The sequence below is a fragment of the Pseudomonas sp. 58 R 3 genome (assembly GCF_900006605.1).
GTDB classification, from domain to species: domain Bacteria; phylum Pseudomonadota; class Gammaproteobacteria; order Pseudomonadales; family Pseudomonadaceae; genus Aquipseudomonas; species Aquipseudomonas salomonii.
The window spans coordinates 94,381-106,584 of the sequence record NZ_CVTT01000032.1; the positions used below are offsets into that span (position 1 = coordinate 94,381).

Genomic DNA, 12,204 nt, shown 5'->3' on the forward strand with positions numbered 1-12,204 from the left:
TTGACCGAGTTCCAACATGAGAATGTGGTCAAAATGTGGGAGCTGGCTTGCCTGCGATGAAGCCGACGCGGTCTAAAGCCTTAAACCGGCTTGGCGCCCATCAACCCGGCAATCGCCACAAACCCCACCAGGCTGACCACCGCCAGCACCAGGGTGAAATTCAGGCTACCGCCCTCGCCCTTACGCAGGCGATTAAGCCGCGCCACCAGCCAGCACCACGCCAGTGCCGCCACGGTGTAGAGAATGCTGGAACCCAAAATCCAGGTTTGCCCCAGCGGCCAGCCGAGCAGGTGCAACAGCCACCAGCCGGTGAACGGCATGCTGACCACGCAAACCCCCATCAGCAACCACACGAACGCCCACGGGCGCTGCACGGTAACCGTCGGGCCGGCGCTGCGTTTGCGCCAGGCCAGTACCGCCAGCCCGAGGCCGCTGAGCAACAGCAACACGGTGGCGGTGATGTGGATAACCTTGAGGGTGGTCAGTGTTTCCATGGTCTTGATTCCTTAAAGGCCGCCCAGTCAGCGTAGTCGCTCAACCGAGGAACAGCTGGTAAGCCGGGTTTTCGCTCTCATCCCAGTACGGGTAGCCGATTTCTGCCAACGCGGCCGGCACCAGGTGGCGCTCGTCCGCCGGCACTTGCAGGCCTGCAACCACACGGCCGTCGGCCGCGCCGTGGTTGCGATAGTGAAACATCGAGATGTTCCAGCGCCCGCCTAATTTGTTAAGAAAGTTGAACAGCGCGCCGGGACGCTCGGGGAATTCGAAGCGAAACACCAGCTCGTCGCTGACTTTGGCCGCATGCCCGCCCACCATATGGCGAATGTGCAACTTGGCCAGCTCGTTTTCGGTCAGGTCCAGCACCGGGAAGCCCTGGCTGGTGAGGCTGGCGATCAAGGCGCTGCGCGGGTCGTTTTCCGGATGAGTCTGCACACCCACGAAGATGTGCGCCTCGCGGCCAGAGTGGTAGCGGTAATTGAATTCGGTGATCTGGCGCTTGCCCACGGCCTCGCAGAACGCCTTGAAGCTGCCGGGCTGCTCGGGGATGGTCACGGCGATGATGGCTTCGCGGCCTTCACCCAGCTCGGCGCGCTCGGCCACATGGCGCAGGCGGTCGAAGTTGACGTTGGCGCCGGAGTCGATGGCCACCAGGGTCTGCCCGGTCACGCCACGGGTTTCCACGTATTTCTTGATGCCCGCCACGCCCAGCGCGCCCGCAGGCTCGGTGATGGAGCGGGTGTCGTCGTAGATGTCCTTGATGGCCGCGCAGATTTCGTCGGTGCTGACGGTGATCACTTCGTCTACATAGTCTTTGCAGATATCAAAGGTGTGCTGGCCGATCTGCGCTACCGCCACGCCATCAGCAAAGATGCCGACGGCCGGTAGCACCACGCGCTCGCCTGCGGCCATGGCGGCTTGCAGGCAGTTGGAGTCGTCCGGCTCGACGCCGATGATCTTGATTTCCGGGCGCAGGTATTTCACGTACGCCGCAATCCCGGCGATCAGGCCGCCGCCGCCCACGGGTACGAAAATCGCGTCCAAAGGCCCAGGGTGCTGGCGCAGAATCTCCATCGCCACGGTGCCCTGCCCGGCAATGGTGTGTGGATCATCGTAAGGGTGAATGTAAACGTAGCCTTTTTCGTCGACCAGTTTGAGCGAGTAGGCCAGGGCTTCCGGGAAGGAATCACCGTGCAGCACCACTTTGCCGCCCCTGGAGCGCACGCCTTCAACCTTGATCTCCGGGGTGGTCTTGGGCATCACGATGGTGGCCTTGACCCCCAGCACCTTGGCCGCCAGGGCCAAGCCCTGGGCGTGGTTGCCCGCAGAAGCCGTGACCACACCGCGCGCGCGTTCTTCGGCGCTCAGCTGGGTGAGCTTGTTGTAGGCGCCGCGAATCTTGAACGAGAACACCGGCTGCAAGTCTTCACGCTTGAGCCAGACCTTGTTGCCCAGCCGCTCGGAGAGCTGGCGAGCGGTCTGCAAGGGGGTTTCTACGGCAACGTCGTAAACGCGCGAGGTAAGGATCTTTTTGACGTACTGTTCAAGCATCGGCGGGAATCACTGGGCGAGTTGGGCGGGGCCAAGGAGTCTAACCCGGCTTTTGGCCGGGCGACCACACGAATCCCGAGGTTTTGTTGGGTTATACTCGCCGCCCTCGATAACTCCCCGCCCGTTCCGGAGCCCGCATGACCCAGGATCAACTCAAACAGGCAGTGGCCCAAGCCGCCGTCGATTTAATCCTTCCTAAACTCGACGATAAAAGCATCGTCGGTGTCGGCACCGGCTCCACCGCCAACTGCTTTATCGACGCGCTGGCCCAGCACAAGGGTGCATTCGATGGCGCCGTGGCCAGCTCCGAAGCCACCGCCGCGCGCCTCAAAGGCCATGGCATTCCAGTGTACGAGCTCAATACCGTGAGCGACCTGGAGTTCTACGTCGACGGCGCCGATGAAAGCGATGAGCACTTGAACCTGATCAAAGGCGGCGGCGCAGCCCTGACCCGCGAGAAAATCGTCGCGGCCGTGGCCAAGACCTTTATCTGCATCGCCGACGCCAGCAAGCTGGTGCCGGTACTCGGCGCCTTCCCGCTGCCGGTGGAAGTGATCCCGATGGCCCGCAGCCACGTGGCCCGCGAGCTGGTGAAACTGGGCGGCGACCCGGTGTACCGCGAAGGCGTGCTGACCGACAACGGCAATATCATCATTGATGTGTTCAACATGCAGATCACCAACCCGGTGGAGCTGGAGACGCGGATCAATGCGATCGTTGGCGTGGTGACCAATGGCCTGTTCGCGGCGCGTCCGGCGGATGTGTTGCTGTTGGGTACTTCTGAAGGCGTCAAAACCCTCAAGGCCTAAAACTCAGCGCTAATTTCCTGTGAAGACAGGGCTTGTGTGGGAGCAAGCCCGCTCCCACATTTTGATTTGTGCTCGACTCGGACTCCATGTAACAAAACCGCTACTTTTCGCAGCACCCCTCGCCAAAACCGTGCGCCACGTCACGGCATCCCACGCCTTTATTGGTATCAAATCCGTTACAAATTACAGCCAGGCGACCCACGCGTTTAACAATGCGCCACTTCGCGCTCGCCCAGGGAATGAGGCGCGCATTGTGCAAAGGGTCTGGGCTGGAAAACCTCAATCACCTCAAGGAAGACCTTGTGATAAAGCCCCTAGTCCTCGCGATCAGCGTGGTCGGCAGCCTGCTGTCGGCGCAAACCCAGGCCTATGATTACGGCCAGCACGCCAATACCACCCTGGAAAAGCTGATCAACGATTACCCCGGCCGGTATCGCGGCACGGCCAATTTCGCCGGCGCGGCGGATTGGATGCAAAGCCGGATGGGGTCGGCCTACAGCCTCAGTCGCCAGAACTTCACCTGGAACAACGGCACCCGCGCCTCGCAAAACGTGGTGGCCTATGCTGCCGGCACTAAAGCGCAATACGTGGTGATTGGCGCGCACTTCGACACCTACTTTGGCCGCCCGACCTTGCAAGGCCTGGACGACAACGGCTCCGGCGCCAGCGTGCTGACCGAAGTGGCGAAGAACCTTGGCGGTTTGCAGCTGGAAAACGGCCTGCAAGTGGTCGCCTTCGGCGCCGAAGAAGAAGGCCTGCGCGGCTCCAAGGCCTTTGTCGACTCACTCAGCGCCAGCCAACGCGCGAATATGCTGGCGATGATCAACCTCGACAGCCTGATCACCGGCGACATGATGTACGCCCACGCCGGCCAGAACAGCACCGCCAACCCCGCGCTGACATCGCTGCGCGAACACACCTTCCAGATCGCCAGGGAATTGAACATCCCATTGTTCACCAACCCCGGCCTGGACCCGCAATACCCCAAAGGCACCGGCTGCTGCAGTGATGGCGAGCCGTTCGAACCGCTGAAGATCCCGATTTTGTACGTCGAAGCCACCAACTGGGAGCTGGGCGATCTGGACGGCTACACCCAGACCAACAACCCGAAAATCCCCGGCGGTTCCACCTGGCACGACCCGGCAGAAGACAACAAGACCGTGCTCACCAACGCTTTCGGCCAGGCACGCATCGACCAGCGCCTGCGCGACTACTCGCGCCTGCTCAGCCGCCTGGTGCTGGAGCTGACCAACGCCGACCTGCTGGCCTCGACCGCCTCGGGCGGCGCCGTTGCGCGCAATATGCAGGACAACCTGCAACGCCAGCATCAGGCCATGGTGCGCCTGCATGATCGCCGTTGGTTGACCTTGCAAGCGGCCAGCCGTGAGGTCGGAAGCTTCGACGGCGAAATCGGCATGGACGGCGAATACACCCCGGACAGCGGCTTCGACAGCTCGCTCAACCGTGACGCCCGACGCCTGGGCGTGCACGCCTTGGGTGACTATCAGCTCACCTCCAGCCTGAACATCGGCGCCAGCCTCAGCTACCTCAATGGTCGTGACAAGCTGGAGCAACGCGGCAAACTCGACAGCGACACCTGGCAGGCCGCGGTCTATGCCTTGCTCAACGATGGCGGGCCAAGCTGGCTGGCGGGTGACCTGAGCGTCGGCCATACGCGTTTCGAGGCCAAGCGCAACCTGCTGATCCAGGCCAACGGCGGGCCGGTGCTGCTCAATCAGCAACTGAGCGGCAACACCGACGCGCTGTCCTTGGGCGCGCGCGTACTCGGCGGTTATGACTTCGACTTCGGCGCGATCAAGAGCGGGCCGTTTGCCGGAGTGGATTACAGCCACTCGCGCATCGACAAGTTCCACGAGAAACAGAACCTGCGCACGGCGCTGGAGTACGAAGAACAGTCTTTCGACTCTCTGGAAGCCAGCCTCGGCTGGCGCGTGCGCGGCGCCGTCGCCCTGCCCTATGGCTTGAGCCTGCTGCCTTACGGCGACATCGTCTGGGTCAAGGAACTGGCTGACGGGCGCCTCGATGACCTGCAATTGACCGCCCGCGCCGATGGCCAGGCGCGCACCGCCAAGCTGGGTTCCGTGGACAAAAGCTTTGGCCGCGCACAAATCGGCAGCCAGTTGGCGATCACCCCGCAGTTGGGTGTGTACGCCGAGGTCAACAGCCGCCTTGGGCATGCCGAGGGCAGCCAGACCGGCTACTCCCTGGGCGTGCAATGGATGTTTTGATCAGGGCTTTTTGAACACGTAAAACAGGTTCGGCTCGCTGACCAGGTACAGCGAGCCCTCGTCATCCATGGCGATCCCTTCGGCCTGAGGCACGCGTTTTTTCAGGCCATGGCGCCCATTAAGCAGGGAAAGACTGCTCAACGGGCGACCGTCGATGTCCAGCTCCAGCACCAGGAACGACTCATCCGACAGCGCCAGCAAATGCCCGCTGCGCTCGTCGTACTGCAGGCTCGACAGGTCACGCACAAACAGCCCGGCATCGCGCTTGGGGTTGTTGATCACATGCACCGAGTAGGTTTTTTCCGGTTTGAAATGGGGAAACCCGTGCACCTCGTAAATCAGCATCGGGTCGCGCTCCTTGGCCACGAACAGGCGCTTGCCCACCGAGTCGTAAGCCAGCCCCTCGAAACCTTTGTTGCCCCCGATATGCACGCCCAAGGTCATTTGCTCCGCATCGGCAGCATCGAGAAATTGGGTGTCGTCATTCACGTGTACCTTGATCAGCCGCTGCTGGGCTTCATCGCTGATCACATAAATGTTGTCACTGATGAACTCCACCGCCTCGGCATCGCCAAAGCCCACCAACGGGATACGCCGCAGAATCCTGCCGTCCAGCGACAGCTCGATCAGCTCGGCGTTTTTGTTGGTCACCGTAAACAGGCTTTTGCGTATCGGGTCGTACGTGAGGGCCGAGACATCATCGTCGAGCCCTTCGATGACCTTGGCTTCCAGGCTGACCCGGTAATCATTCAAGCCAATGGAGCGCTCATCGGCGGGATGGCGCCAGTTTTGAAGGTTGAACCAGGCCCGCTCGAACAAGCGAAAGTTCTGAGCGACCGCCCCGGCAATCACCAGGGCGAGCAGCAACAGGATAAAAAACGCGGGTTTGGGGCGGGCGAGTCGACGCATCAGGCAAGCTCAAAGTCAAAAAGTGGCGAATAAGTATCACGCCCGTCTGAATTTAAACTTAAACGCAGTCGACTGTCTGGCGAATGCCGCTGATAGCGAAGTATCCGACGTAATCGTCGGCTATTTCTGCTTCTCGAAACGATAGAACAGGTTCGGCTCACTGACCATGTACAAGGTGCCGGCTTCGTCCATGGTCACGCCTTCCGCACGCGGGATGGTGTTTTTCAGGCCATTGAAGCCGCCGAGCAGGGTCATGAAGCTGACTTGCTCGCCGTGCTCGTCCAGCTCCAGCAGCAGGTGGGAATCGGCCGACAACACCAGCAAATGCCCGGTGCGCGGGTCGACGGCCAGGGCCGAGAGATTGCGCATGTCCAGCTCGGTGCTGGCGATCTTCTGCTTATCTCCGTTCAGCGTGGCGCCATCGCTTTTCCAGGTGAACAACGCCGGTGGGCGCTCTTCGCCAAGCACGATCTGCTGGTTGCGCTTGTCCCAGGTCACACCTTCAAACGCCTTGTTCTGGTCCTTGGAGGGGCCCAGGTCATAGTGCTTGACGTCGGCATAGTTCAGTTGCTGAGTGCTGGCGTCGACGTTCACCACACTCAGGGTGTGCATGCGCTCGTCGACAATGGCCATCAGGCCGTTTTCCATCACGGTGACGCCTTCCGGGTTGCTCCAGCCGTTGAGCGGCATCTTGCGCAGCACATCGCCTTGCAGGTTCAGCTCAACCAGGAAGGGGTTTTTGCCCATCACGGAAAACAGGGTTTTGGTCTGCGGGTTGTAGGACAGGTCCGAAGCCTCATCCTTTTCCATGCCCGGAAGCAATTTGCCATCGATCGCCGCCTGGTAATCCGGCAGCCAGACGCTGGCCTGGCGTTCGGCCGGGGTTTCGAAGCGCTCAGCGATCCACAGCACCCCACGGTCGTCCCAGTGCATCGCCCAGGCAATGCCGTAAACAATGGCCCCGACCAGAAACAGCCAGGAATACCAACGCAGGGCAAAACGTGAACGGGGCTTGGAAGTCAGGGTAGGCAGGGACACGGCCATTGAGCGCTTTTCCGCAGAGTCAGCTTTAGGTGATAGCACAGGATCAACAAGCCCGCGCGCAGGAGGCTGGTGATTATCCGGATGGCGTGTGAAAAAAATGCAAAACCACAGCTGTCAAATGATCGTTCCCACGCTCCGCGTGGGAATGCCTCTTGTGACGCTCCGCGTCACGACCTCAAGAGCAGACGCAGAGCGTCCAGGGCTGCATTCCCACGCAGAGCGTGGGAACGATCTGTTAGCGAACGACGCTTTCGAAGCGGCTACCGCCACCCAATTCCAGCACCAGCTCATCGCCCACATTCAACGGACCTACACCCGCCGGGGTGCCGGTGAGGATCACATCACCCGCCTGCAGCGAAAAGCAGCCGGCCATGTGCTGGATCATCGGGACGATCGGGTTGAGCATCTGCGAGCTGTTGCCGTCCTGGCGCACTTCGCCATTGATGGTCAGGCGAATGCCGATGTCGGTCACGTCGGCAAAGGTGCTGCTGACCACAAAGGGGGCAATCACGGCGGCGCCATCGAAGGACTTGGCGATTTCCCACGGCAGGCCCTTGGCCTTCAGCTCGGCCTGCTTGTCGCGCAGGGTCAAATCCAGCGCCGGAGCGAAACCGGAAATGGCATCCAGCACTTCTTCACGGCTGGGTTTGGTCGACAAGGGTTTGCCGATCAGCACCGCGATTTCCGCTTCGTAGTGGACCGATCCGCGTTCGGTTGGAATGGCGAAACCGCCTTCCAGCGCAACCACGCAACTGCCCGGCTTGATGAACAGCAACGGCTCGGTCGGCACCGGGTTGTCCAGTTCCTTGGCGTGTTCGGCGTAGTTACGCCCGATGCACACCACTTTGCCCAGGGGAAAGTGGATGTTGGTGCCGTCGACATACTTGTGCTGGTAGCTCATGAAACGACTCCTTCAGGGCGGTTAAACAGCGAAGATCTTGCCAGGGTTCATGATCCCGTTCGGGTCGAACACCGCTTTCACTGCTTTCATGTATTCGATTTCAACCGGGGAACGGCTGTAAGTCAGGTAATCGCGCTTGGTCATGCCCACGCCGTGTTCAGCGGAGATCGAGCCGTTGTACTTCTGGACGGTCTCGAACACCCACTTGTTGACGGTAGCGCACTTGGCGAAGAACTCGTCCTTGCTCAGGTTTTCCGGCTTGAGGATGTTCAGGTGCAGGTTGCCGTCGCCGATGTGGCCGAACCAGACGATTTCGAAGTCCGGGTAGTGTTCGCCGACGATCGCATCAATTTCCTTCAAGAACGCCGGCACTTTGGAGACAGTGACCGAAATGTCGTTCTTGTACGGCGTCCAGTGGGAAATGGTCTCGGAGATGTACTCGCGCAGTTTCCACAGGTTGTGCAGTTGGGTTTCGCTCTGGCTCATCACGCCGTCCAGCACCCAGCCCTGCTCCACGCAGTGCTCGAAGGTTTCCAGGGCGTGGTTGGCAACTTCTTCGGTGGTGGCTTCGAACTCCAGCAGCGCGTAGAACGGGCAGTCGGTTTCAAACGGCGCCGGCACGTCGCCACGGCCCATGACCTTGGCCAGGGCTTTGTCGGAGAAGAATTCGAAGGCGGTCAGGTCCAGTTTGCTCTGGAACGCGTGCAATACCGGCATGATCGAGTCGAAATCGGTGGTACCGAGCACCATCGCAGTGAGGTTTTTCGGCGCACGGTCCAGGCGCATGGTGGCTTCGACCACAAAGCCCAGGGTGCCTTCGGCGCCTATAAACAGCTGGCGCATGTCGTAGCCGGTGGCGTTCTTGATCAGGTCGCGGTTCAGTTCCAGCACGTCACCCTTGCCGGTGACCACTTTCATGCCGGCCACCCAGTTGCGGGTCATGCCGTAGCGAATCACCTTGATCCCGCCGGCATTGGTGCCGATGTTGCCGCCAATCTGGCTCGAACCCGAGGAAGCGAAGTCCACCGGGTAGTATAGGCCTTTTTCTTCGGCGACGTTCTGCAGTTGCTTGGTGACCACGCCCGGCTGGCACACGGCGGTGCGGTCGGTGAGGTTCACGTCGAGGATCTGGTTCATGTAGTCGAACGAGACGACCACTTCGCCATTGGCCGCCACCGCAGCAGCCGACAGGCCGGTACGCCCGCCCGATGGCACCAGCGCCACCTTGTGTTCATTGGCCCAACGGACGATGGCCTGCACCTGCTCGATGGTCTTGGGGAACACGATAGCGGTCGGCGCGGGGGCGAAGTGCTTGGTCCAATCCTTGCCGTAAGCCTCCAGGGAGTCTGCATCGGTCAGCACTTTGCCGGGCTCAACCAGGGTCTTCAGCTCATCAATCAGGGCAGGATGGGTCATCGACGGAACTCTCGAACAATTCATGGTCATCCTGAGAACGCTTCACGTCGCAGGAATGGGTGTTTAGCGGGGCACGTATGCTAGCATACCGCCCCCGCAGGACAGAGCCCAAGGGCGTTTCTGCGGTGACGGCTTTCCTGCCGTCCGGGTCAGCTCTTGTGCACTGATTCAAGGCACTAACTGCTCGATTCCCTGCCATTTTTCTCCGGGATACAGGTTTACGCAGATGAGCAAGACTTCTCTCGATAAGAGCAAGATCAAGTTCCTTCTTCTGGAAGGCGTCCACCCATCGGCTGTCGACGTACTGAAAGCCGCTGGGTACTCCAGCATTGAGTACATCACCAGTTCTCTGCCGGAAGCCCAGTTAAAGGAAAAGATCGCCGACGCGCACTTTATCGGCATTCGCTCCCGCACTCAGCTGACCGAAGAGATCTTCGACCACGCCAAGAAACTCGTGGCCGTCGGCTGTTTCTGCATCGGCACCAACCAGGTCGACCTTAACGCTGCGCGCGAGCGCGGCATCGCGGTGTTCAACGCACCGTACTCCAACACCCGTTCCGTTGCGGAACTGGTGCTGGCCGAGGCGATCCTGCTGCTGCGCGGCATTCCTGAGAAAAACGCTTCCTGCCACCGTGGCGGCTGGATCAAAAGTGCGGCCAACTCCTTCGAAATCCGTGGCAAGAAGCTGGGTATCGTCGGTTACGGCTCGATCGGCACGCAGCTGTCGGTATTGGCCGAAGGCTTAGGCATGCAGGTGTTCTTCTACGACACCTTGACCAAGCTGCCATTGGGCAACGCCACCCAGGTGGCGAGCCTGACCGAGCTGCTGGGCATGTCCGACATCGTCACCCTGCACGTACCGGAAACCGCTGAGACCCAGTGGATGATCGGCGAGAAGGAAATCCGCGCCATCAAGAAAGGCGGCATCCTGATCAACGCGGCACGCGGCACTGTGGTTGAGCTGGACGCCCTGGCTGACGCGATCAAGGACAAGCACCTGATCGGCGCCGCTATCGACGTGTTCCCGGTAGAGCCCCGCTCTAACGACGACATCTTCGAAAGCCCGCTGCGTGGCCTGGACAACGTGATCCTGACCCCGCACATCGGCGGCTCCACCGCTGAAGCCCAAGCCAACATCGGCCTGGAAGTGTCGGAAAAGCTGGTCAAGTACAGCGACAACGGTACCTCGGTGTCTTCGGTCAACTTCCCCGAAGTGGCGCTGCCGGCTCACCCTGGCAAGCACCGTCTGCTGCACATCCACCAGAACATTCCTGGCGTGATGATGGAGATCAACAAGGTCTTCGCGGAAAACGGCATCAACATCTCCGGTCAGTTCCTGCAGACCAACGAAAAGGTCGGCTACGTGGTGATCGACGTCGACGCCGAGTACTCGGACCTGGCGCAAGAGAAGCTGCAGCACATCAACGGCACCATTCGTAGCCGCGTGTTGTTCTAACGCTTTGAACGCTGCACAAAAAAGGGAGCCTTTCGGGGCTCCCTTTTTTTGTCTGAACTGTCCCGTCCTGAATAAGGTTTACACCTTCTGACCCAATCTCAGGAAGGCGTAATGAATTCAGGAAAAAGGCGCAGTCAGCGTGACTACTCGCTGACCTTTAAATTGTCAGTCGTCGATCAGGTCGAAAAAGGCGAGTTGAGTTATAAAGAGGCTCAAGAGCGCTACGGCATCCAGGGCAAATCTACGGTGTTGAACTGGCTACGCAGGCATGGTCGACAGAACTGGAGTCAAAGCGCGTCCATTCGTACCAAGAGATCCCGTTCCATGGATGAGCCCGACAAGCCGCTGACGCCCGAACAGCGAATCAAAGAGCTTGAAGAGCAACTCGCTCAAGCCAATCAGAAAGCTCAGTTTTTCGAAGCCGTTGTTGATGTACTCAAGAATGACTTTGGTGTCTCTGTCGTAAAAAAGCGATCCGGCAAGCCCTCTCCCAAAGGAAAGTCCAAGACCTGAGTATCAGCCGGGCTTGCCAGTTCATCGGGATATCCCGCCAGGCATATTACAAACGCATTCGAGCATGTAATGCTCGAGCCCTCCAGGCTCAGAAGGTTATGGGGTTCGTGCACGAAAAGCGCCTCAGACAACCTAGGCTTGGAACCCGAAAGCTTCATAACCTCATGCATAGCGAGCCCGAAGCCCCGGTAAAGGTTGGTCGAGACTGCCTTTTCGACATTTTGCGGGATCGCAGAGAGTTGGTTCCTCGAAAGCGGGCCTATCACAAAACGACAAACAGTCATCATCGCTTTCACAGGCACCCCAACCTGCTCAAAGAAGGGCCATCACAGGTAGTTGCTACGGCGCCAGAACAAGTTTGGGTAGCCGATATCACCTACTTGCCCACTCAAACGGGCGTGGCCTATCTGAGCTTGGTGACTGACGCCTACTCTCGGAAGATCGTGGGGCATCATGTTCACGAAAGCTTGCACACGGAGTCTGTGATTCAGGCATTCAGTAAAGCCCTCAAGTGCAGAAAAACAGAGCAAAACCTTGTTCATCACTCAGATCGAGGCATCCAATACTGCTCCGAGCTTTATCAGCGGCTGCATGTAAAGCACGGTATCCGGTGTTCTATGACCGATGGTTACGACTGCTACCAAAATGCTTTGGCCGAACGAGTGAACGGGATTTTGAAAACCGAGTTTCTCTTGCATCGGCCCAAAGATGCGGCTGAAGCCGCGCGAATGGTGGATCAATCCGTGCATATCTATAACAGTGAGCGGCCACATCTATCGCTGAAATACAAAACGCCCGATGCGGTGCATCGGGCGTTTTGAGGCTGAAATAGGTGTAAACCTATGTCAGGACTGGACA

Annotated in this window: 10 protein-coding genes; 4 read left to right on the plus strand and 6 right to left on the minus strand. The window is 59.6% G+C overall.

All coding sequences use genetic code 11. The annotated features are described in order from the left end of the window. Positions 1-80 precede the first annotated feature (80 nt). Positions 81-494, minus strand: coding sequence for a DUF2269 family protein (locus tag BFP92_RS04980; RefSeq protein WP_065912271.1), 414 nt, complete (start codon positions 492-494; stop codon positions 81-83). 40 nt (positions 495-534) lie between these two features. Continuing rightward, positions 535-2,049 (minus strand): threonine ammonia-lyase, biosynthetic, encoded by a 1,515-nt coding sequence (gene ilvA, locus BFP92_RS04985; protein WP_065912273.1) that lies wholly within the window; start codon positions 2,047-2,049, stop codon positions 535-537. 137 nt (positions 2,050-2,186) lie between these two features. Here ilvA and rpiA point away from each other — a divergent pair, with 137 nt between their 5' ends. Further along, on the plus strand, positions 2,187-2,858 hold the full coding sequence (rpiA, locus tag BFP92_RS04990; protein ID WP_065912275.1) for a ribose-5-phosphate isomerase RpiA: 672 nt from the start codon (positions 2,187-2,189) through the stop codon (positions 2,856-2,858). A 302-nt stretch (positions 2,859-3,160) separates the two neighbouring features. Next, positions 3,161-5,107 carry an autotransporter domain-containing protein gene (locus BFP92_RS04995; protein ID WP_065912291.1) on the plus strand — a complete coding sequence of 649 codons (1,947 nt, stop codon included), beginning with the start codon at positions 3,161-3,163 and terminating at the stop codon, positions 5,105-5,107. Here the strand turns inward: BFP92_RS04995 and BFP92_RS05000 are convergent, their stop codons facing one another. The 4 genes from BFP92_RS05000 to BFP92_RS05015 form a co-directional block, all read right to left on the minus strand. Further along, a complete protein-coding gene (locus BFP92_RS05000) occupies positions 5,108-6,016 on the minus strand; it encodes an SdiA-regulated domain-containing protein (RefSeq protein ID WP_065912277.1) in 909 nt (302 codons plus the stop codon). A 120-nt stretch (positions 6,017-6,136) separates the two neighbouring features. Continuing rightward, entirely contained in the window at positions 6,137-7,060 is a 924-nt protein-coding gene (locus tag BFP92_RS05005) for an SdiA-regulated domain-containing protein (RefSeq protein ID WP_065912279.1), read from the minus strand. 235 nt (positions 7,061-7,295) lie between these two features. Beyond that, positions 7,296-7,961, minus strand: a complete 666-nt coding sequence (locus tag BFP92_RS05010; protein ID WP_017139509.1) for a fumarylacetoacetate hydrolase family protein — start codon at positions 7,959-7,961, stop codon at positions 7,296-7,298. Positions 7,962-7,982: 21 nt separating this feature from the next. Continuing rightward, positions 7,983-9,377, minus strand: a complete 1,395-nt coding sequence (locus BFP92_RS05015) for an FAD-binding oxidoreductase (protein ID WP_065912281.1) — start codon at positions 9,375-9,377, stop codon at positions 7,983-7,985. A 226-nt stretch (positions 9,378-9,603) separates the two neighbouring features. Here BFP92_RS05015 and serA point away from each other — a divergent pair, with 226 nt between their 5' ends. Together serA and BFP92_RS05030 are read left to right on the plus strand one after the other, a co-directional pair. Continuing rightward, entirely contained in the window at positions 9,604-10,833 is a 1,230-nt protein-coding gene (gene serA / locus BFP92_RS05020; protein ID WP_065902258.1) for a phosphoglycerate dehydrogenase, read from the plus strand. Between the two features lie 111 nt (positions 10,834-10,944). Further along, positions 10,945-12,167, plus strand: a protein-coding gene (locus BFP92_RS05030; protein ID WP_122527355.1) for an IS3 family transposase whose coding sequence is annotated in 2 segments (ribosomal slippage) — positions 10,945-11,296 and positions 11,296-12,167 — 1,224 coding nt in all. Because the reading frame shifts where the segments join, the coding sequence is not laid out codon by codon here. Positions 12,168-12,204: the final 37 nt, after the last annotated feature.